At 69.6% G+C, this 23,696-nt stretch carries 23 protein-coding genes, 1 tRNA gene and 1 pseudogene; 15 read left to right on the forward strand and 10 right to left on the reverse strand.

Annotated elements, in window-relative coordinates; translation table 11 throughout:
* Positions 1–40: 40 nt before the first annotated feature.
* The 4 genes and pseudogenes from NO345_RS01955 to NO345_RS01970 all read right to left on the reverse strand — a co-directional run.
* Positions 41–4,834, reverse strand: coding sequence for an outer membrane protein assembly factor BamB family protein (locus tag NO345_RS01955; protein ID WP_256296046.1), 4,794 nt, complete (start codon positions 4,832–4,834; stop codon positions 41–43).
* Positions 4,835–5,018: 184 nt separating this feature from the next.
* Complete coding sequence (gene serA / locus NO345_RS01960; protein WP_256296047.1) at positions 5,019–6,602, reverse strand: phosphoglycerate dehydrogenase; 1,584 nt, start codon at positions 6,600–6,602, stop codon at positions 5,019–5,021.
* Between the two features lie 171 nt (positions 6,603–6,773).
* On the reverse strand, positions 6,774–7,067 hold the full coding sequence (locus NO345_RS01965) for a DUF424 domain-containing protein (RefSeq protein WP_256296048.1): 294 nt from the start codon (positions 7,065–7,067) through the stop codon (positions 6,774–6,776).
* A gap of 2 nt (positions 7,068–7,069) precedes the next feature.
* Positions 7,070–7,795, reverse strand: a pseudogene (locus tag NO345_RS01970) (tetratricopeptide repeat protein); the annotation flags it as partial.
* Between the two features lie 121 nt (positions 7,796–7,916).
* Here NO345_RS01970 and thpR point away from each other — a divergent pair.
* From thpR to NO345_RS02015, 9 genes are all read left to right on the forward strand, one after another.
* Positions 7,917–8,471 carry an RNA 2',3'-cyclic phosphodiesterase gene (gene thpR, locus NO345_RS01975; RefSeq protein ID WP_256296050.1) on the forward strand — a complete coding sequence of 185 codons (555 nt, stop codon included), beginning with the start codon at positions 7,917–7,919 and terminating at the stop codon, positions 8,469–8,471.
* Between the two features lie 104 nt (positions 8,472–8,575).
* The gene (locus NO345_RS01980) at positions 8,576–8,728 is read left to right on the forward strand and encodes a 50S ribosomal protein L39e (RefSeq protein WP_089732352.1); all 153 of its coding nucleotides are present in this window, start codon (positions 8,576–8,578) and stop codon (positions 8,726–8,728) included.
* Positions 8,728–9,006: a 50S ribosomal protein L31e gene (locus tag NO345_RS01985; RefSeq protein ID WP_256296051.1), complete on the forward strand. Its 279-nt coding sequence runs from the start codon at positions 8,728–8,730 to the stop codon at positions 9,004–9,006. The genes NO345_RS01980 and NO345_RS01985 overlap by 1 nt, the downstream gene beginning before the upstream one ends.
* Positions 9,007–9,013: 7 nt before the next feature.
* Entirely contained in the window at positions 9,014–9,679 is a 666-nt protein-coding gene (locus NO345_RS01990) for a translation initiation factor IF-6 (RefSeq protein WP_256296052.1), read from the forward strand.
* Positions 9,680–9,908: 229 nt separating this feature from the next.
* Positions 9,909–11,000, forward strand: a complete 1,092-nt coding sequence (locus NO345_RS01995) for a molybdopterin-dependent oxidoreductase (RefSeq protein WP_256296053.1) — start codon at positions 9,909–9,911, stop codon at positions 10,998–11,000.
* A gap of 61 nt (positions 11,001–11,061) precedes the next feature.
* Positions 11,062–11,844 carry a YqcI/YcgG family protein gene (locus tag NO345_RS02000; RefSeq protein WP_256296054.1) on the forward strand — a complete coding sequence of 261 codons (783 nt, stop codon included), beginning with the start codon at positions 11,062–11,064 and terminating at the stop codon, positions 11,842–11,844.
* Positions 11,841–12,380, forward strand: a complete 540-nt coding sequence (locus tag NO345_RS02005) for a cysteine hydrolase family protein (RefSeq protein ID WP_256296055.1) — start codon at positions 11,841–11,843, stop codon at positions 12,378–12,380. The genes NO345_RS02000 and NO345_RS02005 overlap by 4 nt, the downstream gene beginning before the upstream one ends.
* Before the next feature lie 554 nt (positions 12,381–12,934).
* Positions 12,935–13,930 carry a radical SAM protein gene (locus tag NO345_RS02010; protein ID WP_256296056.1) on the forward strand — a complete coding sequence of 332 codons (996 nt, stop codon included), beginning with the start codon at positions 12,935–12,937 and terminating at the stop codon, positions 13,928–13,930.
* A 95-nt stretch (positions 13,931–14,025) separates the two neighbouring features.
* On the forward strand, positions 14,026–14,286 hold the full coding sequence (locus NO345_RS02015) for a hypothetical protein (RefSeq protein WP_256296057.1): 261 nt from the start codon (positions 14,026–14,028) through the stop codon (positions 14,284–14,286).
* Between the two features lie 8 nt (positions 14,287–14,294).
* Here NO345_RS02015 and NO345_RS02020 read toward each other — a convergent pair whose 3' ends face one another.
* Positions 14,295–14,975 carry a hypothetical protein gene (locus NO345_RS02020; RefSeq protein ID WP_256296058.1) on the reverse strand — a complete coding sequence of 227 codons (681 nt, stop codon included), beginning with the start codon at positions 14,973–14,975 and terminating at the stop codon, positions 14,295–14,297.
* Between the two features lie 60 nt (positions 14,976–15,035).
* Positions 15,036–16,532, reverse strand: a complete 1,497-nt coding sequence (locus tag NO345_RS02025; protein ID WP_256296059.1) for a M61 metallopeptidase family protein — start codon at positions 16,530–16,532, stop codon at positions 15,036–15,038.
* Between the two features lie 274 nt (positions 16,533–16,806).
* On the opposite strand from NO345_RS02025, the gene NO345_RS02030 reads away from it, so the two are divergent.
* Together NO345_RS02030 and NO345_RS02035 are read left to right on the forward strand one after the other, a co-directional pair.
* Positions 16,807–17,265: a TRAM domain-containing protein gene (locus NO345_RS02030; protein ID WP_256296060.1), complete on the forward strand. Its 459-nt coding sequence runs from the start codon at positions 16,807–16,809 to the stop codon at positions 17,263–17,265.
* A gap of 450 nt (positions 17,266–17,715) precedes the next feature.
* Entirely contained in the window at positions 17,716–18,495 is a 780-nt protein-coding gene (locus NO345_RS02035) for an SDR family oxidoreductase (protein ID WP_256296061.1), read from the forward strand.
* A 1-nt stretch (position 18,496) separates the two neighbouring features.
* On the opposite strand, the gene NO345_RS02040 is transcribed toward NO345_RS02035, so the two are convergent.
* Together NO345_RS02040 and NO345_RS02045 are read right to left on the reverse strand one after the other, a co-directional pair.
* Positions 18,497–19,525 (reverse strand): mannose-1-phosphate guanylyltransferase, encoded by a 1,029-nt coding sequence (locus NO345_RS02040; RefSeq protein WP_256296062.1) that lies wholly within the window; start codon positions 19,523–19,525, stop codon positions 18,497–18,499.
* Positions 19,519–19,803 (reverse strand): DUF7091 family protein, encoded by a 285-nt coding sequence (locus NO345_RS02045; protein ID WP_256296063.1) that lies wholly within the window; start codon positions 19,801–19,803, stop codon positions 19,519–19,521. Before NO345_RS02045 ends, NO345_RS02040 begins: the two co-directional genes overlap by 7 nt.
* A gap of 270 nt (positions 19,804–20,073) precedes the next feature.
* Between NO345_RS02045 and NO345_RS02050 the strand changes: the two genes are divergently transcribed.
* Positions 20,074–21,003 (forward strand): replication factor A, encoded by a 930-nt coding sequence (locus NO345_RS02050; RefSeq protein ID WP_256296064.1) that lies wholly within the window; start codon positions 20,074–20,076, stop codon positions 21,001–21,003.
* Between the two features lies 1 nt (position 21,004).
* Positions 21,005–21,607: an RPA family protein gene (locus NO345_RS02055; protein ID WP_256296065.1), complete on the forward strand. Its 603-nt coding sequence runs from the start codon at positions 21,005–21,007 to the stop codon at positions 21,605–21,607.
* A gap of 50 nt (positions 21,608–21,657) precedes the next feature.
* Here NO345_RS02055 and NO345_RS19960 read toward each other — a convergent pair whose 3' ends face one another.
* On the reverse strand, positions 21,658–22,386 hold the full coding sequence (locus NO345_RS19960) for an SHOCT domain-containing protein (protein ID WP_256296066.1): 729 nt from the start codon (positions 22,384–22,386) through the stop codon (positions 21,658–21,660).
* A 185-nt stretch (positions 22,387–22,571) separates the two neighbouring features.
* Between NO345_RS19960 and NO345_RS02065 the strand changes: the two genes are divergently transcribed.
* Positions 22,572–22,985: a DUF8146 domain-containing protein gene (locus NO345_RS02065; RefSeq protein WP_256296067.1), complete on the forward strand. Its 414-nt coding sequence runs from the start codon at positions 22,572–22,574 to the stop codon at positions 22,983–22,985.
* Here NO345_RS02065 and NO345_RS02070 read toward each other — a convergent pair.
* Entirely contained in the window at positions 22,982–23,440 is a 459-nt protein-coding gene (locus NO345_RS02070; RefSeq protein ID WP_256296068.1) for a DUF5814 domain-containing protein, read from the reverse strand. The two genes, NO345_RS02065 and NO345_RS02070, sit on opposite strands and share 4 nt — an antisense overlap.
* 123 nt (positions 23,441–23,563) lie before the next feature.
* On the opposite strand from NO345_RS02070, the gene NO345_RS02075 reads away from it, so the two are divergent.
* A tRNA-His gene (locus NO345_RS02075) sits at positions 23,564–23,636 on the forward strand.
* Positions 23,637–23,696 lie beyond the last annotated feature (60 nt).

Consider the following 23,696-nt stretch of genomic DNA (forward strand, 5'->3'; position numbering starts at 1 on the left):
ACGAACGGTGTCCCGTCCGGGGCCGTGGTTCCCGTCCCTCTCACTCCCGCCGCCACGTACCGAGTGCGACGAACGCGAGCAGCGCGGCCGCCAGCCCGAGGGCGGGCAGGGCCGGGAGCCCGCTCCCACCGTCTGCGGGTGCCTCGTCGGTCGGTGCGGTCGTGTCCGCGACGGTCGTCGGTGGCGTCGTCTGCACGGCGGTGGTCGGCGGCTGCGTGGTCGACTCCTGCTCGACGACCAGCGCCCCGACGGGCTCGCCGTCGACGACGACCTCGTGGGTGCCGGCCTCCGACGGGGCGAGTTCGACCGTCAGCGTCGTCGCGGAGCGTGCGTCCACGTCGACCGTCCGGGTCGCGACGCGGTCGCCGTCGACCGTGATCGGCACGGTGACCGTCCCGGCGGCGTTCCCGATGTTCTCCACCGCGACCGAGAGCGTCACCGGTTCGCCGACGGTCGTCGTCCCGGTGTCGAGTTCGGCGCTCGACACCTCGAACACCGGTTCGGCGACGCCGATGGCGAACCGCGAGAGGCCGGGCGAGTCGGCCTCGAACCGGTAGTGGCTCTCCGTCTCGCCGACGACCGTCGTCGGGAGCTGGTTCCAGCGGGTCGTCTCGTCGCGGTAGAGCGCCAGCGAGTTGCTGTCGACGCCGCGGTCGTCGAGGTACCGCTTCGACACCTCGAAGGTGAAGCCGACGTCGTCGACGTCGTCGTCACTGATGGTGTGCTCGACGGTGACGTAGCCGACCGGCCGTGCGCCCGTCGACTCGACGAACCGGCGGTCGCCGTCGGCCAGGCGCTCCGGCTCGTGGACCGACCCCCTGTCGTCGATGGACGGGGCGGCCGCGGGTGGCAGCTCCACGGTGGTGACGTTCAGGGTGAAGTCGCCGTCGCGGGTGACGTTCATCCCGAGACCCGTCACGGAGACGTTGGGCTGCTCGGCACCGATTTCGGACTGCCCGTCGTCGTCGCCGTCGTCGACGAGTTCGATGCCGACGGTCTCGTTCGCCCTGGCGTTCCGGACGGTCACGTTCAGGCGGTCGTTCCCCCCGGTCGTGGTCGGCTCGTCGGTCTCGCCCCCGCCGTCGACGGTGACGATGGTGTCGCCGTCGTCGGCGGTGTCGTCCGTGTTGTCGTCCCCCTCGTCGACCGTCGCCCTGCCACCGCCACTCCTGCTCGCACGCTCGACGGTGACGTTCACGGTGGCGGTGTCCGTCGCACCGCCGCCGTCGGTGACGGTGAGCGTCGCGGTGTATGTCCCGGGCGCGCCGTAGGTGTGCTGGACCGTCTCGCCGGTCGCGTTCGTGCCGTCGCCGAACGCCCACTCGTGGCTGGCGACGTGGACGTTGTCGGTCGAGCCGGAGCCGTCGAAGCTCACGGCGGTCCCCTCCTCGACGGTCACGTTGGAGCCGGCCACCGCGGTCGGCGCGGTCGTGTCGACCGTAATGGCGGCGTCGGCCGCGGAGTAGTGGATGCCGAAGTCGACGCGGACGCCACCGCCCTGAACGGCGGTGACCGTCGTGTTCCGGCTGACTCCGTTGAGCTCACCGGCGAGCTCGGTCGCGTTGACGCCCCAGTCGTCGAGGAGCGCCTGCGGGAGGTACGCCTCGAAGAAGCCGGTGTTGTTCGTCCCGTCCTCGGCGAAGTGCGGTCCCTTCACGTGGAGCCCGATCCGGTCGTTCGGCCCGGAGTCGTCGTACCGCGGACTGCCGAACTCCTGGGCGTCGGTGGTCATGATCGAGCCGTTGAGCCGCTCGCGGTGGGTCGTGGACATCGTCGAGAGGTCGTCGACCGCGAACGTCCAGGCGGCGTCCTGTGACTCGTTGGCCCGGATGGTCCCCGGCCAGCTGCTCGGGCTGGAGCCGTCGGCCTCGAAGTAGGAGTCGACCGCGGCGGGGCTGCCCTCGATGACGACGGTCCACGTACCGTTGCCGTTGTTCGTCCGGGTCCACGTCGCGTCGTGCGCGCTCCCGATGAGCACCCGCGGCGTGGTGTTCTGGACCGTGACCGTCGCCCGGATGACGGTCGTCTCGTCCGCTCCGAGGCCGGCGAGCTCGTAGTCCGGCCCGGTGTCGAAGTCGCCGAAGTCGGCGGTGGCGTTCTTCGCCTGCACCTGCAGCAGCCCGCCGGCGAACCACGAGTCGAGCGTGACGTTCGCCATGTCGGGCTCGGTACCAGCGACGTGCTCGACTGACGAGGAGACGACGGCGGTGCCGACTGGCACGCTCGCGGACTGGCCCCTCGCGCCGTCGTTGCCGGCGGCGTCGGTCGCGCTGTAGACGGTCGCCCCGTAGTTGCCGTCGCTTCCGCCCTCGTACGTCGCGGTGTAGGTGTACGGCCCGCTGCCGCTCTCGGTGAAGTTGGCCAGGGAGAGGCTGGCGAACTCCGCGCCGTCGATGCCGACCAGCATCGTCCCGAGCTGCTCGTTCGACTGGAACGACACCGTCACGTTCTGGGCGTCGGGATTCGTCACGGTGATGTTCGAGATGGTGGGTGCGACGGTGTCGACGGTGACGCTGGCGGACTCGCCGCCCGCGCCGTCGAGGCCGACGGAGTCGTTCGCGTGGTCGAGCGTCACCGTGTAGCTCCCGTCGCTGCCGCCGGCGTAGGTGGTGGTGTACTCGTAGGTACCGTCGCCGTTGTCGGTCTCGGTGAAGTCGCCCGTCGAGAGCGAGGCGGATTCGGTGCCGGAGACCGTCCCGTCGACCGTCACGAGCTGCTCGCTCGCGTCGAAGCTGACCTGCACGTCCGACCCGGACGGGTTCGACACCAGGTAGTCCGAGATGGTCGGCGCGGTCGTGTCCACGTCGACGCTGGCGGACTCGCCGCCCGCGCCGTCGTTGCCGCTGGTGTCCTCGGCGGTGTCGAGTCCGACGGTGTACTCGCCGTCGCTGCTGCCCGCGTACGTCGCGGTGTAGGTGTAGCTGCCGCCGTTGTCCGTCTCGGTGAAGTCGCCGAGGGTGAGCGTGGCGGACTCCGCGCCGGAGACGGTGGCTTCGACGGTCCCGAGCTGTTCGCTTGCGTTGAACGAGACGGTCACGTCCTGTCCGGCGGGGTTCGAGACCGTGTACCCGGAGACCGTCGGCGCGGTCGTGTCGACGGTGACGCTGTCCGATTCGCCGTCGCCGCCGTCCTTCGCGTCCGAGTCCTCGGCGGTGTCGACGGTCGCGGTGTACGTGCCGTCGCTGCCGCCCGCGTACGTCGCGGTGTACGTGTAGCTCCCCACACTCCCGGTCTCAGTGAAGTCGCTCCCGGTCAGCGTCGCACTCCCCGCGCCCGAGATGGACACCGAGATGTTCACCAGCTGGCTGTCCGAGTCGAACGCGACCTGTACGTCCTGTCCCGACGGGTTCGTGACGGCCACGTTCGTGATGGCCGGTGCGGGCTGTTCGAGCGCGTAGAAGTGGCTTCCGGAGCCGTAGTAGAGGAAGCCGTTCCAGGCGAGCACCGTCGGGTAGGTGTACCCCGTCGGCGAGTCGTACTGCCAGAGCTCGGTGCCGTCGGTCGCGTCGAACGCGTGAACGGTCTGGTTGCCGAAGTCCGAGATGTACAGGACGTCACCCGCGACGACCGGCGCGCCACGGAAGTCGGAGCCGGTGACGTTCCAGATCCGCTGTCCGGTCGTCGCGTCCAGCGCGACGAGGTCGCCGCCGCGGCTGCCCGCGTAGACGACGCCGTCGGCGTACACCTGACCGGCATCCACGTCGCCGCTCACGTTGTAGTGCCAGCGTTCGGTTCCGTCGGTGGCGTTCAGCGCGTGGACGGCACCGACGCCCGACGTCTCACCCATCGTACTGTCGCTCCCGATGTACACCGTGTCCTGGGCGACCGTCGGGTCGGACTGGCTCTCGTCGCGGAGGGTGTACCGCCAGCGTACCTGCCCGGTCTCCGCGTCCAGCGCGGTGACGTTGGCGTCGTAGGCACCGACGTAGACGACGCCGTCGACGACCGCGGGGTTCGACTCGACGAGGACGGGCTGGTACATGGTGTAGTACCACAGCTCCTCGCCGGTCGTCGCGTTCACCGCCGTCACGTTGCCGTCGTTGCTCCCGAAGTAGACGACACCATCGACGACCGCCGGCGCGGACCGGACGTTCGTCTGCGTCGAGTAGTTCCACAGCTCATCGCCGGTGTCGGCGTCGATGGCGTGGAGCTTGTAGTCGTTGCTGCCGAGGTAGAGAACGCCATTCGCGTAGGCGGGCGTCGTCCACGTCGAGCCCGAGCCACCTCCGGGCGTGGCGTTCCAGTGCTCCTCGCCGGTCTCGGGGTCGAGTGCGTACAGCTTCCCGCCGTCGTGGAACGCCGTGTAGAGCGTCCCGTCCACGATGGTCGGCTGCATCACATGGGGCGTGCCGTCCGAGACGCTCCACGCTTCCACGGGTTCGCTGGTCGGGCCGTACTGGTCCGGGTAGTGCCCGAGGTTCTCCGGGCCGCCGTGGTACGTCGGGTTCGCCGCCCGCACCGTCACCGTCTCGGTCGCGCTCGCGCCCCCGCCCGCGACGGTGACCGTCCGGTCGCCGGTCTCCCAGAGCGTCTCGGTGACGGTCACCGTCCGGGTGACGCCGGCACCGATGGTACCGTTCGTCCACTGCTCGACCGTGCCGTCGACGGAGACGGAGACGTTGTAGACGCCCACACTGTCGCCGGTGTTGCTGACGACGACGCTCGCGTTCACCGCGCTACCCGCGTCGAGTGTCGTCGGTGTGACGGACGCACTGCCGTAGGAGACCGACGGCGGTGTCGCGGCTGTCCCCGTACCGGCTCCTGCGCCGACGGAGCCGAGGACGAGGAGGCAGAGGAACAGCGTCGAGAGCCGTCTGCGGGCCCCGGTCGGCACGTCACGGCCTCCGTGTGGTCGCCGGAGTGGTGTTACGGGTCGGGTCGTCGTCGTCGCCGTCGGACGGCAGCGTCGCCACTACCGGGATGTCTGAGAGAGCCATGTCTGCTCGCCTTATAGCAACCCTGACAGTCCATGGTGGGTTAACCGTAACGGCCGCCTGTGTGGTCGGACCCCTGACGGATCAGTCGTCGTCGAGGACGATCTGGCGCACCTCGATGATGCGCCCGTCGGCGAGCAGCTTCTCCATGGCTTCCTCGGGCACCTCGCCGTCGACGTTGTAGACGGTCAGCGCCTCGCCGCCGATGGTCTCGCGGGCGTTGAACATCCCGGCGATGTTCACGCCGTAGTCGCCCATGACGCTCCCGATGAGGCCGATGACGCCGGGCTCGTCGGCGTTGCGTGCCACGACCATGCGCCCGTGCGGGATGGCGTCGACGCGGTAGCCGTCGACGCGGACGATGCGCGGGTCGTCGCCCGCGAACAGGGTGCCACAGACCGAGACCTCGCGGTCGCCGTCGGCGACCTTCACGGTGACGAGGCTCTGGAAGTCCTCGGCCGAACGGGTCTTCGACTCGGTGACGTCGACGCCGCGCTCCTCGGCGATCCGGGGGGCGTTGACGGCGTTGACCTGCCACTCCAGCGGTTCGAAGACGCCCTTGAGCGCGCTGGCGGTGACGAAGTCGACGTCCTCCTCGGCGATCTCGCCCTGGTAGACGACCTCGACGTTCGAGATGCGGTCGTCGAGCAGCTGTGCGGCGACCTTGCCGGCGGTCTCGGCGAGTTCGACGTAGGGCTGGACGCGCGGGAACGCCGTCTCGTCGATGGAGGGCGCGTTCAGCGCGTTCATCACGGGTTCGCCGGCGAACGCGGCGACGACCTGCTCGGCCGTCGAGGTCGCGACGTTCTCCTGTGCGGCCTCCGTGCTCGCCCCGAGGTGGGGCGTGACGACCACGTCCTCGACGGCGAGCAGCGGGTTGTCCTGGCTCACGGGCTCCTCGGCGAACACGTCGACGGCCGCGCCGGCGAGCACGCCGTCCTCGACCGCCTCGGCCAGCGCCGTCTCGTCGACGACGCCGCCGCGGGCGCAGTTGACGACGTAGCCGCCCTCGAGTTGGGCGAGCTCGCGCTCGCCGATCATGCCCGCCGTCTCGTCGGTCAGCGGGACGTGGACCGTGAGGAAGTCGGCGCGGTCGAGACAGCCGTCGAGGTCGACGAGCTCGGCCCCGAGCTGGTCGGCGCGCTCCTCGGAGATGTACGGGTCGAACGCGACGATGTCCATGCCGAGCGAGGCGCACTTCTTGGCGACCTCCTGGCCGACGCGGCCGAGGCCGACGACGCCGAGTGTCTTGCCGTTGACCTCGGTGCCGAGGTAGTCGCCCTTCGCCCAGTCGCCGCCCTTCAGCCGGATGTGCGCCTGCGGGATGGAGCGCGCCGTGGCGAACGCCATCGCGACCGTGTGCTCGGCGGCCGCGCGGACGTTGCCCTCGGGTGCGTTCGCGACGATGACGCCGTGGTCGGTCGCGGCGTCGATGTCGATGTTGTCGACGCCGATGCCGGCCCGCCCGACGATGACGAGCTCGGGGGCCGCCTCGAAGACGGCCTCGGTGACCTCCGTTCCGGAGCGGACGACGAGTGCGTTCGCATCACTCACTGCCTCCAGCAGGTCGTCGCCGGAGACCTCGTACGCCGTCTCGACCTCGTGCCCCGCGTCGCGGAGCACGTCCAGACCCGCGTCCGCGATGGGGTCCGTTACGAGAACCTTCATGGCGGACGGAACCACTTCGGCGGGGTTAACGTTTCCCCTAGCGGCCCGCGTTGCGTGGCTGTGCGGGATGTTCGCGCGGGGCACGGGCGTCCTAGCCGACCGGCGGTCGGGTAAGCCGATGCTACCTGTGGTGGTTGGCCGTCCATGGTCGGGACGACGAGAAGCGTCGGCCTACCCGAGCCGCAGCAACTGCGCGTGCAGCGTGTCCTCGATGGCCAGCACGTTCGCCTCCTCGACGATGCCGGCGTCGATGGCCACCGTCACGGCGCGCTCGCCGACGATGTTGGCGACGCTGGCCCGGCGCAGGCTGTCGACGACGGCGTCCTCGTCGACCTCGTCGCCCGCGTAGAACTCCTCGGTCACCGTCAGCGAGAGGTCGCCGTCCTCGAACGTCTCGCCGAGCACGTCCGGGTCGCAGACGGAGACGAGCAGTCCCTCCTCGGTTCGTCGCTCGTTGAGTATCATCCGTCGACGAGTTCCTGCTCCTGCTGCCGCCGGATGGCCTCGGCCTCCTCGGCGACCTCCTCGGCCTCCTGGTGTCTGTCCAGCTCCTCCAGCGCGCGCGCCTTCTCCTCGAGTACGTCGGCGTTACGCATGCCGAGGCGGATGGCGTTGTCGAGCGCGTTCAGCGCGTCCTCGGCGAGCCCGCGCTCGAGCAGGAAGAACCCGCGGTTGTACCACGCCTGGGCGAACCGCGAGTCGAGCTCGACGGCCCGCTCGGCGTGTTCGAGCGCCATCGAGACGTCGCCGGACTCCCAGAGCGCGTAGGCGAGGTTCGTCTCGGCGGAGGCGGCGTGCTCGGAGTCGTCGTCGATGTGCAGCGCCTCGCGGTACGCGCCGATGGCGGCGTCCCACTCCTCCATCTCGGCGTGGGCGACGCCCTTGTTCACCCAGCCCTCCTGTGCGACGAGCTCGTCGTCGGCGAAACGGGCGGCACGCTCGAACGCGTCGGCGGCCTGCTCGTGGCGGTTGATGCCCATGTAGTTCAGGCCGATGTCGATGAGCGCGTCGGCGTCGACGTTGCCGCTGTCGAGGTTCTCCCGGTCGAGCATGTCGGTGACGACGCGGGAGTCGACGGGGTCGACCTTGCTCGGGTCGACGCCCAGCTCTGGGGGGTCGAGGTCGAAGCCCTCGTACGGGTCGGAGAAGCCCTGACCCTCGGAGAACTCGTGCTTTCGCTCCTCGTCGGTCATACACCGCGGTTGGCGGTCCGGACGGGTAAGGGTTGCGACGTGCAGACCGGGGCTGAACCCGCCTTCTGCTTGCGATTGAACGGAAGATAGTTTCAAGTCGCAGTCGGGCATCTGGTGGGCCATGCGACTGTTCGTCAGTGTCGACCTCCCCCCGGACCTCGCCGACGACGTGGCGTCGGTGCAGGAGCGGTTCGCCGACACCAGCGGACTGGACCGGACGGACCCTGGCAGCGTCCACGTCACGCTCAAGTTCCTCGGGGAGGTGAGCGAGGCACGCCTCGGCCGGGTCGAGGACGCCGTCGCCGCGGGGGTCGACCGGGCAGCAGTCGGGCCGTTCGAGGCGACGTTCGGCGGGCTCGGCGTCTTCCCCTCGCTCGACTACATCAACGTCGTCTGGCTCGGGCTCCGCGACGGCGCGGCGGAACTCACCACGCTCCACGAGGGCATCGAGGCCGAGACGACGGCCATCGGCTTCTCGCCGGAGGACCACGCGTTCACGCCGCACGTCACCCTCGGGCGGATGCGCCACGCGGGCGGCAAGGAGCGGGTGCAGGAGCTGGTCCGCGAGACCGACCCGTCGGCCGGCTCGATGCGCGTCGACGAGGTCCACCTGACCGAGAGCACGCTGACCGACGACGGGCCGGAGTACGGGACGGTCGCGCGGTTCCCGCTCTAGCCCGTCCGCCCCGCCGCTCCGGCGGACGCCCCGACCGGTTCGGCCCCGCGTGGCGGCTCGAAAAGAACAACACTATAAACGCGGACGGGGTATCTGCGGGCACTATGGGTAAGAAGTCGAAGGCGAAGAAAAAGCGCCTCGCCAAGCTCGAGCGACAGAACAGCCGGGTGCCCGCGTGGGTCATGCTGAAGACCGACATGGAGACCCAGCGCAACTACAAGCGCCGGAACTGGCGGCGTAACGACACCGACGAATAATGAGCGCGAACGACTTCGAGGAGCGCGTCATGACCGTGCCGCTCCGCGACGTGAACGCGGAGGCGAAGCACAAGCGCGCCGACAAGGCGATGTCCCTCATCCGGGACCACCTCGCACAGCACTTCAGCGTCGACGGCGACGCCGTGCGCCTCGACCCCTCCATCAACGAGGCGGTCTGGTCGCGCGGTCGGAAGAAGCCCCCGAGCAAGCTCCGCGTTCGCGCCGCCCGCTTCGACGAGGACGGCGAGTCGATCGTGGAAGCCGAACACGCGGAGTAACGAAGCCGTGCTACGGACCGCGTTCGCCGGGTCTCCCTACGTCGGCGTGTTCGCGCGGGCCACCGACACCTGTCTGCTGTGTCGTCCCGACCTCGACGAGTCCCAACAGTCGGAGCTCGCCGACGAGCTCGAGGTGCCGGCCATCCCCACGAACGTCGCCGGCTCCTCGACCGTCGGTGCGCTCGCGGCCGGTAACTCCAACGGTCTGGTCGTGACGAGTCGCATCCGCGACAACGAGCGCGAGCGGATCGCGGACGCCATCGACGGCACGCTCGGCGAGCTCCCCGGTCGGCACAACGCCGCCGGCAACATCATCCTCGCCAACGACACCGGCGCGTACGTCCACCCGGACCTCTCGGACGAGGCCGTCGCCGTCGTCGAGGACACCCTCGAGGTGCCCGTCGAGCGCGGCGACCTCGCGGGCGTCCGCACCGTCGGCACCGCCGCCGTCGCGACGAACAGGGGCGTGCTCTGTCACCCCAAGTCGACCGACGCGGAGCTCGACGCGCTCGAGGAGCTGCTCGGCGTCCCGGCCGACGTCGGCACCGTCAACTACGGCGCGCCGCTCGTCGGCTCCGGCCTCGTCGTCAACGACTACGGCTACGTCGCCGGCGAGGACACCACCGGCCCCGAGCTCGGGCGCATCGAGGACGCGCTCGGCCTCGTGGACTGACTCTCCGCGCTTCTGCCGTCGATCTTCGACTTGGTCGTGTTCGGTGAGTCCGGACGAAGGCCGAGCGGCGGCTGCGATGTTCGAAACCGGTGGTCCAGCACGGTGGCGTCGAACACCGCGTTCCGGCGACCGCGCCGGCGTTGCGTCTCCGGACACTGCCGGACGGTTCGGCCGCTATCGCAGTGGGCCGACACGAGCGCTCTTACGCTTCGGGTCCCAACGCGCAGGTATGCGGCGTCTCCCGTTCGAACCGTCGCCCCGGGTGGTCGACGCGGGCATCCTCGCGTCGGTGCTCGTGGCGGGCGCGACGGGGCTGTTGAGCCTGACCGCGCGACCCGACGACGGCTGGGTGTTCGTCGTCCACGGCGTCGTCGGGGTGACGCTGGTCGTCCTGCTGGGGTTCAAGTTCCGGCGTGTCTGGCGGCGCGTCGTGGGCAGGTGGAGCCGGACCGTCGCGGTGAGCGTGTTGCTCTCGGTGCTCGCCGTGGCCGCGCTCGTGACGGGTGTGGCGTGGACGCTGGGCGCGGACTCGCCGGTCCCTGGGGTGACGCTGCTCGTTCTCCACGGCTACCTCGGGGCGCTCGTCCTGCCCGTCCTCCTCGTCCACCTCGCGGCCCGGTTCCGGCTGCCCGACCGCGAGACCGTGACCGAGCGACGGCAGGCGCTGCGGGTCGGCGGGCTGCTCGTCGGCGGCGCGGCGGCCTGGCGGCTGAAGCAGTCCGTGGCTGGTGACCTCGTCCCGGGCCGTCGGTTCACGGGCTCGCGCGAGGAAGGCAGCGACGAGGGCAACGCGTTCCCGGTCACCTCGTGGGTCGCGGACGACCCGGAGCCGGTGGACGCGGGTTCGTGGAGACTCGACGTACGCGGTGCGGTGGCGGAGGAGTTGTCGCTCCCCGAGGCCGCCCTGCTCGAACCCGAACGCGACGGCGACGCCCCGGCCGCCAGCGCCGACGAGCGCGCACTGCTCGACTGCACGAGCGGCTGGTACTCAGCGCACGACTGGCGCGGGGTCCGCGTTGGCGACCTGCTCGACGCCGCCGGGGCCGATCCCGACGCGGGCTACGTCAGGCTCCGGTCGGTGACGGGCTACCGGTGGAGCCTCCCCGTCGCGGAGGCCCGCGACGCGCTGCTCGCGACGCACGTCGACGGCGAGCGGCTGAGCCACGGCCACGGCTTCCCGTGCAGACTCGTCGCGCCGGGCCGTCGCGGCTTCCAGTGGGTGAAGTGGGTCGAGACCGTCGAGGTGCGCCACGACCCCGACCCGGCGCAGTGGGTGGCGACGCTCGTCTCGGGCTTCGACGGCGACGGCAGCGGTGGTTGACGAACTTCCAGTTCTAGAGAAACCGCGACAGGTACAAGCCCGCTCGCCCGAACACGTTCGCATGAGCGAGACGGCCACCCACGCGACACTGGCCGACACCGACCTCGTCCGCCTGTTCGACCAGGAGCGCCTGCACGACCGCCTCGCGGCGGGGGCGCTCCCCGACTGGGCGCGCGAGCACTACGAGACCTTCCGCGCCGACATGCTCGGCGAGCGCGACGGCACGCCCTTCCCCTGCTTCTTCGGCGTCGACTCCGAGAAGGAGGGCTGGGCGCTGTACACGTTCGTCCCGGGCTTCGACGACGAGTCGCTGGCGCGGTTCGCCGACGTGACCCGGGCGTACCTCCGGACGCAGGAGCACCACTCGCCGCGCACGTCCCTCGTCGCGTTCTTCCGGAACGAGGACGGTGAGCAGCCGGAGCAGCACTGGCACGACCGCTACTGGGAGGTGCTCCAGTTCCTCCACGACCACGACCCCGAGCCGTGGCCCGAGGAGTTCCCGACCGACCCCGACCACCACCAGTTCGAGTTCTGCTACGCCGGCGAGCCGATCTTCCCGACGGCCCGCACGCCCGCCCACGACCGGCGGCACAGCCGGCACAACCCCCACGGCCTGGAGGTAACGGTCCAGCCCCGGAGCGTCTTCGCCGGCGTCACGGGCGACACCGTGGCCGGCCAGCGCGCCCGCGAGGTCATCCACGACCGGCTGGAGGGCTACGACGACGTCTGCCCGCACGCCCACCTCGGCGACTGGGAGGACGACGAGAGCCACGAGTGGAAGCAGTACGTGCTCCCGAACGACGAGCGCGACCTCGAGGACTGCCCGCTGGAGGTCCGGGCGTGAGCGACGTACTCCTCGTCGTCGACGCCCAGCGGGCGTTCGAGGACCCCGCACGCGGCGACCGGAACAACCCCGACGCCGGGGACAACATCGCCGCCCTCCTCGCCGCCTGGCGCGAGCGCGGCTGGCCGGTCGCCCACGCGAGACACGACTCGACGGAGCCCGATTCCACGTTGCGGCCCGAACAGCCCGGCAACGCCTACATCGAAGGGCTGGAACCCCGCGACGGCGAGCCGGTGTTCGCCAAGTCGGTCAACGGTGCGTTCCTCGACACCGACCTCGAACCCTGGCTGCGCGAGACCTCCCACGACCGAATCGTCCTCTGCGGGTTCACCACCGACCACTGCGTCTCGACGACCACGCGGATGGCCGAGAACCGCGGCTTCTCGCCCGTCGTCGTGTCGGACGCGACGGCGACGTACGCCCGGGACGTGCCCGGTGGTGGAACGATCTCGGCGGAAGCCAACCACCGGGCCGCGCTGGCGCAGCTGTCGGGCGAGTTCGCCGAGGTCGTGGAGGCCGCGTCGTTGGTCGATTGAACGAACCACCTGGCGCGCGGCTGGCGAGCGTGCCGAACGGAGCGAGGTCCCCGCGAACGCAGTGAGCGGAGGGCAGCGAGACGGCGGAGGAGTCTCGCGAGTCCCCCGAGTCGAGACGCTCGGGGCTTTCTGACGGGGTAGCACCGGTGAAATCCTTCGTCAGGGGAGCTCTCTGACTGTTCGTTGAGCTGTACAGGACCGACACCGAACGGCAAAAAATCGATTGGCTGTTTACAGCCAATCTACGTTCCCTGGACACGGTTGGGAGTGTGGGGGGTGGGAGATCGGTGAGTAATCTGCTCACCGCTGGTTGTGGGGGTCATATCTCCCGTCTCGAAGATGGGTGGGAAAACGTATCAACCCCTACACTCACCCGTTTAATTGTTCGTTATGAGGCCAGTGACAGAGCACCCAGTCAACCGGAGTCCGTAGACGCGGAGAATCGGGACGGACACAGGGTTACTTATCGGAAACACTCCCGACGAACCAGCATCAGCATCTACGACTCGTTTCGCACGCTTTTTCCCGCTCCGGACCGACTCACAGTACAACGAATGATCTCGAAGGGCTGTGAACAGTGCGCCGAGGGGGGCAAGATGGTCATGTTCGTCTACGGCTACTGCGACCAGCGCGACTGTTTCTACTGCCCGCTCGGCGAGAACCGGAAGAACGTCACGGACGTCTACGCCAACGAGCGCCTCGTCGAGTCCGACGAGGACGTCATCATCGAGGCGAAGCGGATGGACGCACTCGGCACCTCCATCACGGGCGGCGAGCCCCAGGAGGCGATGGACCGGACGTGTCACTACCTCTCGCTGCTGAAAGACGAGTTCGGCGAGGACCACCACACGCACCTCTACACCGGCATCCCGGGCGGCCGGGAGAACATGCGCCGCCTCTCGGAGGCGGGCCTCGACGAGATCCGCTTCCACCCGCCCCTCGAACTCTGGGGCGACATGCACGGCACGGAGTGGGAGGAGATCCTCTACATCGCCCGCGAGGAGGGGCTGACCCCGGCGTTCGAGATCCCGGGTATCCGCCCCGAGGAGGAGTTCCTGGAGTTCCTCGACGAGGGCGCGGCGGAGTTCTGCAACGTCAACGAGTTCGAGATGAGCGACGGGAACTACCGCCGGATGCAGGAGGAGGGCTTCGAGCTGAAGGAGGACCACATGAGCGCGGTCGACGGTTCCCGGGAAGCCATCCTCGACGTGATGGGCGACCACGACCGGGTGTACTTCTGCACCTCGGTGTTCAAGGACGCCGCCCAGCACCGTCGCCGCCTCAAACGGATGGCCCGGAACGTCCGCCGCGAGTTCGACGACGTGACCGACGACGGGACCCTGGTGTACGGAAAGACCTACGCCGACCCCGCGGAGTTCGAGGCGCTCGGCGTCCCCGAGGAGTTCTACACCGTCAAGTCGAACCACGTCGAGATAGCCTGGTGGCTGCTCGAGGAGATGATACAGGACGGCGACGTGGACGACGGCGAGATCGTCGAGCAGTACCCGACGTACGACGGGCAGGTCGTCGAGCGGACGCCGCTGGCCTGAACGGGAGCGGAGCGACCCCGACCAGGAGGGCAACTTCTTCGCACAGCCGCCGACAGGCAGCAGACATATACACAATCGTGCAGAAACCTCGTACGATGAACAGGTCCCTCCTCTACCACGGTTCGCTCGTCGTCTGCGGGTTCGTCCTCGCCGCCGTGAGCGTGCCCTCGCTCGTCGCCGGCAAGTTCAGCGTCAGCGGCGTACTGATGGCGGTCGGTGGCGTCGGGATGGTCGTCGCGTCGACGTACGAGCAGCTGACGAACGACGACCCGGCCGTCCCCGAGACGCCGGGGCTGGTGGTCGTCACCGGCTTCGCCGCCGTCGCGCTGCTCGCGTGGGGTATCAGCCTGCTGTAGCACGCCCGTCACCAGCGCGACGGTCGCGAGAGGAACCGCGCCCCCACAGCGCCGCCGAAGCCGACCGTGAGCGCGGTCGCCAGCGTGACCGACGGCGACCGACCGAGCGCGACGCTCGCACCGACGAGCGCGGCGGCGACGAGTGCGCTCGCGCCGAACACGAGCGTCGCGGAGAGCAGCGGCGCGCCGGCGCGGTCGTGGACGGCGACGCCGCCGAGGAAGGCGGCGAGGGCGACGGGTGCGGCGAGGTACGGCTGTCCCGCGAGCAGTCCGGCGGTCAGCACGCCGACCCCGACGACCGTCCCGGCCGCGAGCGTCGCCCGAGCCGGGGGGAGCGAGTCGCCGTACGTGAGCGCGTACACCGCCGGCGGGAGGGCGACCGTGGTGGCGACGAGCAGGCCGAACAGCGCCCGACCGCCGAGCGCACCGGCCAGCACGGGGACGAGTGCGAGCAGCCCCGCGACCGCGGCGACCGGTCCCGGCGGGAACGTACCCGCGGGGTCGTCGTCGAAGTACACCGCCCAGGCGGCGAAGGGGTAGCAGAGGGCGGCGGCGACGAGCACGACCGGGAGGATGGCGGCGGGCTCGCTGAGCAGCCGGTCACCCTCGACGAGGACGACGAACGCGAGCCAGCCGGCGGCGAACAGCACGCCGACGACGATGGCCATCTCGGGGACGCGCCGTGACATACCTCCGGCTCGGGGTGGGACGGGGGAAACGGTTGCGCTCGCGGACGCCTCTCGCCGCGACTACTCGACCACGGCGAGCAGGCCGAGCGCGACGCTCACGAACGCCGCGAGCAGTGCGAGCGCCCCCGCGACGGGTCGCTGGACGCCCAGTGCGGCGACAGTCGTCGTCTCGGCGGGCGAGGCTGCTGCCGGGTCCACGGCGTCGATGTCGGCCTCCATCGCGTCGGCGTCGAGCGACGTCGGCGGGTCGTCCGGGATCGTGTCCAGCCCGGGAGCGCCCCCGGGGACAGCCGGAGCAGCGTCCGTCCGGACGTAGCGGTCGAGCCAGCCCTCCATCTCGCCCCCGGCGACGGCCTCGACCACCGCCACGAAGTCGGCGTAGCTGACGGTGCCGTCGTGGGCGTTCAGCAGCCGCCAGACGTCGACGATGCTGCGCTCGCCGCCGGTCGCCAGCCGTATCTCGGCGTCGAGCGCGGCGACGACCCGCTCGCCCTTGTCGTAGGGCACGTTCGGCGAGGACCACGTCGAGCGGTCGGCGAGGGTCGCGTCGACGTGTGCGTCGGTGGTGACGCGCTCGCGGAACCGGTCCTCGGCTAGCCGACCGGCGCGCAGTTCGACGACGGCGGCCTGGTACTCGGCCATGCCCTCCAGCAGCCAGTGCATCGACGGGCCGTCGCTGCCGTCGGCGAGCGTGAACGACTGCCGGACGTGGGCGAGCTCGTGGGCGAACACCGCGGTCGAGCCGTGCGCCCAGAGCTCGCGGTCGGGACCACGACGGACCGTCGCCAGCCCGCCCGAGCGGATGGCCGCGGGCGGCAGGACCACCGTCGTGGTGTCGCCGCGGTCGCCGACCGGGAAGGAGGCGTCGGCGCTGGCGAGCAGGTCGAACACCTCGTCGGTCGGTCGTGCGCCGTCGGCGCGGTCCGACCTGACGACCCGGTAGGTGTGCCCGCCACGGGTCTCCTCGGTGACGGTGACCGGGCCGACCACGGCAACGTCGTCGCCGGCCCAGCCCTCGACCCCGTCGGCGAGCGCGAGGGTGCGGCTGCTCCCCGGCTGTTCGCCGTAGTACCACCAGTCGATGGTCGCGAGGTCGACGGCGTCCTCGTAGAGGAACGACCACTCCTGCGTCGAGATGGACTCCAGCCCGCCGTTGGCGAAGCGCGTGGCGTCGACGACGTAGGTTATCGAGGCGTCGCCGTGCTGGTCCCACCGGTAGTCGTAGCCGTCGCCGGCGGCGTCGAACCCTTCGGTGGACTCGACGCTCGCGCCGTCCGGGACGGCGATTGCGGCCCGCGAGACCGACTCCGAGAGCCGGAACTGGGCACGCACGCGAACACGTCCGTCGGCCGCGTCGACCGGTGCCAGCTCGTACTGGACCGACAACCCGGTGTCGGACGTTCCCCCAACCCCCGACCGTTGCTGGGTCGGCGATACGTCGTCAAGCCGCGGCGTGGCCGCGGCCCCGCCGAACGCCGTGGCCCCCACCAGCGGCGTCGCGACGAGCAACAGGACGAGCACCGCCGCCAGTGACCGTGTTGGGCGGGTGGTTGTCATCTGGTGTCCGTACTCAGTCTGTATCCGGTCCGAAGCGGTCACCACTGTTAACGATTCGGGCCGTACAGGCCCTCTCACGCTCGTTTTATTGCAAACCGGTTGCGGCGATATCAAGCGCCGGTCTGTGGGGTGTCGCCCCCCGACCAGTCCACCGGTTGCGAGTCCGGTGTGGGTGGTGCTGCCTGGGCCGCCGTCACGGCCAGCCACAGGCGGCTCCTGCCGGCCCGTCCCCCGATGCGCAAGCGTTTAGACGCCCGCCCCGCTACACGAGTCCATGCCGGACTGTCCACTCGCAGACGACTGCCCCAGTTTTCAGGAGCGAATCTCGGGGATGGGTTGCAACCACTACGGTGATCGTGGCGGCATGGAGTGGTGCGGTCACTACGACCAGCCCATCTCCGACCTCAAGACCCAGCCCGTCAAGCGTGGCGAGGAGATCGTCGTCGACGTCACCGACATCCACGAGTCCGGTGCCGGTGTCGGCCGCACCGAGGACGGCTTCATCGTCATGGTCGACGGCGTCCTCCCCGAGGCCCGTGCGAAGGTCAAGATCACGAAGGTCCACAACAACCACGCCCGCGCCGACGAGGTCGAACGCCTCCCCATGGAGGGCGAGGACGACGACGGTGAGGAGAGCGAGGCCGACGACGGTGCGGGCGAGGACGAGGAGGAGAGCGACCGGCCAGCCAAGCGCGAACGCCTCGGAAGCCGCGATAACTTCTGGGGCAACTGACGGCCGAACGAACCCGCGTCGGGGCATCTGGACAGTCCACCGACCGGCCTATCCTGTATTTGAGTTCACAACCTGCGTGGCAGAGCCGTTCCTGTTGTACAGAGATGCAGCGTCGCAGAGGCGACCTCGAAGGGTCCAGCTCCTCGTCTTGGGAGTGGCTCACCTGACTCGAACAGCCAGAGATCCCCGGCGGGCCACGCTCCCGGGAGCCGTACGAGACTCCTCCGTCGTCTCGCTGCTTCCCGCTCGGTCGCACGCTCCCTCGCACGAGTGCGGCTCGCGGGCTTCGCCACGCTCGCCAGCGTGAGAGCGAGCTCTCACTGGCCATCGGAATCGCGGAGCGATTCCGAGACAGCTGCGCGCCACCCGGCCAGTCGAAGTACCGACGCGGACGGAACCCCGGTTACCGCCGTCCCCAACGCTTAGTCCTCGGGCCACGTCGTCACGTCCATGGACCTGCATCTCGACGGCGATACGGCACTGGTCACGGCGAGTTCGGCCGGGCTCGGCCTCGCCAGCGCGAAGGCACTCGCCCGCGAGGGCGCGAACGTCACCATCTGCGGCCGGGACGCCGACCGGCTCGCCGAGGCCGAGGCGGCGTTCGAGGGCCTCGACGGCGACGTGCTCGCACGACAGGCGGACATCACCGACCCCGACGACATCACGGACCTCGTCGACACCACGGTCGAGGCCTTCGGCGGACTGGACCACGTCGTCACCTCCGCCGGTGGTCCACGTTCGGGCCCGTTCCTCGACATGACGGAGCGGGACTTCTACGAGGCGTACGACCTGCTCGTGATGAGCGCCGTCTGGACGCTCCAGGAGGCGTCCCCCCACCTCGCCGACGGCGGCGGAACCTGGACGGCCGTCACCTCGACCAGCGTGCAGGAGGCCATCGACGGGCTGGTGCTCTCGAACGGCGTGCGCCGGGCCGTCGTCGGCGTCGCGAAGACCGTCGCCCGGGAGTGGGCTCCGGACGTGCGGGCGAACGTCGTCCTGCCCGCCGCCCACGAGACGAGCCGCATCGAGGAGCTGGTCGAACAGGGCCTGGAGCGCGGGGAGTACAGCACCTACGAGGAGGGCCTCGAGGACTGGGCCGACGGCATCCCGATGGGCCGCATCGGCGACCCCGACGAGTTCGGGGACGTCGTCGCGTTCCTCGCGTCGGACCGGGCGAGCTTCGTCACCGGCGCGTCGGTGCCGGTGGACGGCGGGCGGCTGCGGAGCTGAGTCAGAACAGGTTCTCCTCCCGCAGTGCGCTCACGACCTCCCGAACCCGCTGGGCCTCGTCTTTCGGCACGACCAGCACCCGGTCGTCGAAGGCGGCGACGACGAGGTCGTCCACGCCGACGAGCGAGACGTGCTTTTCGTCGCTGGCGACGACGTTGCCCGATGCATCGACGGTGAGCCCGTCGCCGAGTACGGCGTTCCCGTCCCGGTCCTCGACGCCGAGACCCGCGTCGGTCAGCCGCTCCAGCGCGTCCCACGCGCCGAGGTCGTCCCAGTCGAAGGCGGCGGGGACGACGTACGCGTCGTCGGTGCGTTCGAGCACGGCGTAGTCGACGCTGAGTGCTTCCGCACGGGCGAAGCCCTCGGCGGGGTCGTCCGCCGTGGCGACCGGTTCGAGCGGCGTCCCGCGGCACTCCCGGAGGAAGGCGTCGGGTGTCCACGCGAAGATGCCGGCGTTCCAGAGACAGCCAGCGTCGACCAGCTCGTGAGCCGTCACCTCGTCGGGTTTCTCGCGGAATGACGCGACGGGTGCGACGCCGTCGGCGGGATCGCCGCCGCCGTCCTCGAAGCTCCCGGCGGGCTCGATGTAGCCGTAGCCGGTCGCCGCCCTGGTCGGCTCGACGCCCATCGTCACCAGCCCGCCCGTCTCGACGGCGACCTCGCAGGCGTGCCCGGCGACGGTCGCGAAGTCGCCGTCGACGTGGTGGTCGCTGGGCACGCAGACGAGGACGGCGTCGTCGACCTGCTCGCGGATTCTGCGGGCGGCGTAGGCGAGTGCCGGTCCCGTATCCTTCCCCGTGGGTTCGACCAGCACGCCGGCACGGGGCGCGTGCTCCCGCACTGCCTCGGCGTAGCGGTCGCCGGTGAGCACGTACGTCTCGTCGGCGAAGGCGACGCGGTCGACGGTGCGGGCGAGCAGCGAACCCTCGCCGCCGAAGTCGAGGAACTGCTTCGGGCGGTCGGCCCTGCTGGCGGGATAGAGCCGGGTGCCGGTGCCGCCGGCGAGCACCAGCGCGACGGTCGTCACCACGTCTCGATGACCCCCTCGCGGATGTCCTCCAGACAGCCCTGACAGTCGCGGTTCTCGGCCTCGAAACAGGGTGGGACGCCGTCCTCGGAGAGCATGACGGCGCGCCGGTCGGCGTGACGGCGGCAGACGATCTTCGCGCGGCCGTGCTCGTCGGCCGGCAGCCGGTTCACGGTGCGCCCGGTGGTGAACTGCTCGCGGGACTGCTCGTACTGCCGGCCGGCCGAGCGGATGGCGCGGCGGATGTAGCCGCCGATGCCGCGCTCGGGGTCGTCGCTCACCGGGACCACCGCCCGGCGGCGGGCGTTCGGGCACGGAGTCGGCGCAGGCCCGTTGACATGGACGACCGTAGCGGGGCGGGCCACAAAGTCGCGTCGGTCGTCCACCTCCGCTCACCTCCAACCGACGGATACTGCCGTTCTGGGGCCGGAAGACCTCGTTTCGCGTCCAGACGCCGATTTCACTTTCACCGCGCTTGGCACAGTTTAAATACCATCGCGCCCCAACGTCGATACGTCTCCCACTGAACACACGCGGAGACAGAGCCAACCATGACCGATGTGCGACAGCACGCCGAAGACCTACACGAACAGTTCTCCGGACACGCGGACGTGTCCGTCGACGAGATCGAGGAACGACTGGAACGACTGGTCGACGAGTTCAAGGTACCGATGGACGAGGCAACGCGCAGCGTCCGGAGCCACTACGTCGACGAGACCGGTGTCGACCGCGACGAGCTCGCGGGCGGCTCCAGCCAGGAAGTCGAACTGGGCGACATCGACCAGGACGAGCAGTGGGTCGACCTGACGGTGAAGGTCACCCAGCTCTGGGAGCCGCGCTCCGATTCCATCGCCCAGGTCGGGCTGGTCGGCGACGAGTCCGGCACCAAGAAGTTCGTCTCGTTCACCACCTCCGAGCTCCCCGAACTCGAGGAGGGGAAGGTGTACCGCCTCTCGAACGTCGTCACCGACGAGTACGAGGGCCAGTACTCCGTGAAGCTCAACCGGACCACGACCATCGAGGAGCTCGACGAGGAGATCGAGGTCGGCGACGACGACGTCACCATCGAGGGCGCGCTCGTCGACATCCAGTCCGGCTCGGGCCTCATCAAGCGCTGTCCGGAGGAGGACTGCACGCGCGTCCTGCAGAACGGGCGCTGTGCGGAACACGGCGAGGTCGAGGGCACCTTCGACCTGCGCATCAAGGCGGTCGTCGACGACGGCGTCGACGCCCACGAGGTCATCTTCAACGAGGCCGCGACGGAGGACGTCGCGGACATCTCGCTGGAGGAGGCCAAGGACATGGCCATGGACGCACTCGACACGACCGTCGTCGCCGACGAGATCCGCGACGAGGTCATGGGAGTGTACTACCGCGTGACGGGCCCGACGTTCGGCCGCTACGTGCTGGCCGACGACGTCGAGGAACTGACCGAGCGTCCGGACACCGAGGCGACGCTCATCCGAGCGAGGTCGATGTGACATGAGCCAGGCACCCACCCGCGAGGTCGCAAAGCGCGTCTTCGCACGCGAGTTCAACGACGCGACGTACACGTTCAAGGAGTCCGACGAGGAGCGCGCCCCGAACTTCGCGCTCCTGCCGACGGGCGACCGCGCGAACCGCGTGTTCGTCGTCGGCACGCTCACCGAGACCGAGGACATCGGCGAGGACTCCGAGTACTGGCGCGGCCGCGTGGTCGACCCCACGGGGACGTTCTTCATCTACGCCGGGCAGTACCAGCCCGAGGCGGCGGCGTTCCTCCGCGACACGGAGCCGCCGGCGTACGTCTCGGTCGTCGGCAAGCCCCGGACGTTCGAGACCGACGACGGCAGCATCAACGTCTCGCTGCGGCCCGAGTCCATCACCGCCGTCGACGAGGCGACCCGTGACCGCTGGGTCGTCGAGACGGCGGAGCGGACCCTCGACCGCATCGAGGCGTTCGACGACGACACCAACGAGTACGCCGCGATGGCGACCGAGCGCTACGACGCGAGCCTGCTCGACAGCTACCGCGAGGAGGTCCTGACCGCGCTGGAGAGCCTCGACGGCGTCGACGTCGACGCGGAGCCGGAAGCGACGGCCTGAAGGGCCACTCGGCGATATTTTTCGTCTCGGAAGCGCCCGCGAGCCGCGAGCTACCGCTCCGTCCCGCGTTCTGTCTCGCGGAGCAGTTCGAGTCGCCGTTCGTACTCCTCGTCGGAGACCCCGCCCTCGGCGTACCGCTGTCTGAGGAGTTCGATGGCGGTCGGGTCGCCGTTCGCCCCCGTGGGCCGGTCGACCGTGAACGTCACGCTCGACACGTCGTCCTCGAACACGCGGGGACCTCCAGCGGCCGTGGTGTCGGGACCGAGGAGCCCCTCGAGCTCTTCCGGTCTGACCGCCGGTTCGGCCGCGTCGAGACGCTCGATGCCGGCGGCGAGTTCGTCCCGGTCGATTTCGCCGCGTGCGTAGCGGATCGCCAGCTGCTCGACCCGTGGATGCGCGTCGAACTCGCCGTCGAGCTCGAAGAGCCGTTCCAGCCGGTGTTCGTACTCCTCGAGGTCTATCCCCCCGTCCGTGTACCGGGCTTCGAGGACGTCCAGGGGGTCCGCCGCCGCGTGCTCGTCGTCGCCCGCCTGCGCCGACGAGCCGCGGGCCGACAGCCAGACGGCGAGACCGACGACCCCGACGACGAGGAACGGCACGAGGAACGGGAGGTACCAGAGCAGGGTCCCGAGGGAACCGCCGCCGAACCCGAACACGAAAAAGAGCGGGAGCAGGGTGGTGGCGAGCACGACGAGGACGCTCAGGAGGATGGCACCGACCAGCACTGGTGTCGTACGGGTCCCCGACGGTCCGACGCGTGGCCCATCGGTACCATTCATACCCAACACTCGCTGAAACGAACAATGAAGATTGTGGTTGGGCCGACGCAGCCGGCCGGATTCGGAGCGGACGGTGTCGGTCCGACGAACCGACCGGGCGTTGCTGCCCCGTCCGGCGGCCAACGGCACCACCGCACCGAGCGTCTGACGAACGTTCAAGTGCCTGTGTGACAGTTACGGGTAGCATGGGCAACAAGAACAAGACGGTCTCGTTCCGCGTCAACGAGGACGCGTTCGAGACGCTGCAGGAGATCGCCGAGGAGCGCGACCTCTCGCTGTCTGCGGTGTTCCGCGACTACGTCGACATGCTCGTCGCCCACGACGGGCAGGTCGCGGTGATGCCCGAGCACGAGGCACCGGCGGAGACGCCGGTGGACGAGGCGTGGCCGCCGAAGGTAGAGGTGCCGAAGAGCTTCGTCCGCGAGCACGAACGCCTCGAACTCGAGACCGACCACCTGCGCGAGCAGCTCGACGAGTACAAGCAGTACGTCACCTACCTCCGCGAGCGCGTCGACGACGAGGACGAGGAGGACGTCATCCATCTCGAGGACCTCGACGCGGGCGAGGACGGGGACGACGAACCGTACCAGCTGGGCTAGCCCGAGAGCGTCTCCTTCTCGCGTTTCGCTGCCTTCCGGGCATCCTCGTTGCCCTCGACCCGCGCCAGCTCTTCCATCGCCTCCAGCGTTCGGACCGAGTTGTCGAGGAACGAGAGCACGTCGCCCTCGTAGGCGTACACCATGTAGTCGTCGCCCATCACGTCGACGATGGCCGACGGGCGAAGGCCCTGGGCGCGGAGTTCGAGGAGGTAGCGCACGAACTTCTCCTCGGGGTGGCCACAGTACGGGCTGTTGTCACAGCCACAGTCCATGAAGTCCTTCGAGAAGTCGAGGATGCGCTCGCGCGTCGTCTCGTCGAGCTTCTCCAGCGCCTCACCACCGTTGAACAGCATGTCCAGTGTCGCCCCCTTGAACACGCCCTTGGGGATGTTCGTGTCGAGCTGGGAGCTCAACTGCCGGTGGTTCTTGACGTAGATCTTGTCCGTGATGGCCACGCTTGCCCCACGATAGCGTCGTGACGGGCAAAAACGTCGCGGTTCCGACCGTGACACCGCATGACGGAGCCCCCACCGAGTCGTAACGTATTTGAGTTCGACCCGGGTACGTTCTGGTGCGTGTCCGGGTTAGGGTAGTGGACTATCCTTCAGCCTTGTGGAGGCTGAGACGCGGGTTCGATTCTCGCACCCGGACCTTCTTCTGCGAACAACGTGACCAGACGACGGTCCGTCGAAGCGAATCGAAGCAGGGAGG

The organism is Haloarchaeobius salinus, from assembly GCF_024464185.1.
Taxonomy (GTDB): Archaea; Halobacteriota; Halobacteria; order Halobacteriales; family Natrialbaceae; genus Haloarchaeobius; species Haloarchaeobius salinus.

What these genes read in the sequence shown, in the direction of transcription:
- NO345_RS02010 (WP_256296056.1), top strand. Translation starts at nt 12,935, where the DNA reads ATGATCTCGAAGGGCTGTGAACAGTGCGCCGAGGGGGGCAAGATGGTC.
- NO345_RS02065 (WP_256296067.1), top strand. Translation starts at nt 22,572, where the DNA reads ATGGGCAACAAGAACAAGACGGTCTCGTTCCGCGTCAACGAGGACGCG.
- NO345_RS02035 (WP_256296061.1), top strand. Translation starts at nt 17,716, where the DNA reads ATGGACCTGCATCTCGACGGCGATACGGCACTGGTCACGGCGAGTTCG.
- NO345_RS02055 (WP_256296065.1), top strand. Translation starts at nt 21,005, where the DNA reads ATGAGCCAGGCACCCACCCGCGAGGTCGCAAAGCGCGTCTTCGCACGC.
- NO345_RS19960 (WP_256296066.1), bottom strand. Translation starts at nt 22,386, where the DNA reads ATGAATGGTACCGATGGGCCACGCGTCGGACCGTCGGGGACCCGTACG.
- serA (WP_256296047.1), bottom strand. Translation starts at nt 6,602, where the DNA reads ATGAAGGTTCTCGTAACGGACCCCATCGCGGACGCGGGTCTGGACGTG.
- NO345_RS01980 (WP_089732352.1), top strand. Translation starts at nt 8,576, where the DNA reads ATGGGTAAGAAGTCGAAGGCGAAGAAAAAGCGCCTCGCCAAGCTCGAG.
- NO345_RS01985 (WP_256296051.1), top strand. Translation starts at nt 8,728, where the DNA reads ATGAGCGCGAACGACTTCGAGGAGCGCGTCATGACCGTGCCGCTCCGC.
- NO345_RS02025 (WP_256296059.1), bottom strand. Translation starts at nt 16,532, where the DNA reads ATGACAACCACCCGCCCAACACGGTCACTGGCGGCGGTGCTCGTCCTG.
- NO345_RS02030 (WP_256296060.1), top strand. Translation starts at nt 16,807, where the DNA reads ATGCCGGACTGTCCACTCGCAGACGACTGCCCCAGTTTTCAGGAGCGA.
- NO345_RS01995 (WP_256296053.1), top strand. Translation starts at nt 9,909, where the DNA reads ATGCGGCGTCTCCCGTTCGAACCGTCGCCCCGGGTGGTCGACGCGGGC.
- NO345_RS02050 (WP_256296064.1), top strand. Translation starts at nt 20,074, where the DNA reads ATGACCGATGTGCGACAGCACGCCGAAGACCTACACGAACAGTTCTCC.
- NO345_RS02015 (WP_256296057.1), top strand. Translation starts at nt 14,026, where the DNA reads ATGAACAGGTCCCTCCTCTACCACGGTTCGCTCGTCGTCTGCGGGTTC.
- thpR (WP_256296050.1), top strand. Translation starts at nt 7,917, where the DNA reads ATGCGACTGTTCGTCAGTGTCGACCTCCCCCCGGACCTCGCCGACGAC.
- NO345_RS01965 (WP_256296048.1), bottom strand. Translation starts at nt 7,067, where the DNA reads ATGATACTCAACGAGCGACGAACCGAGGAGGGACTGCTCGTCTCCGTC.
- NO345_RS02020 (WP_256296058.1), bottom strand. Translation starts at nt 14,975, where the DNA reads ATGTCACGGCGCGTCCCCGAGATGGCCATCGTCGTCGGCGTGCTGTTC.
- NO345_RS02000 (WP_256296054.1), top strand. Translation starts at nt 11,062, where the DNA reads ATGAGCGAGACGGCCACCCACGCGACACTGGCCGACACCGACCTCGTC.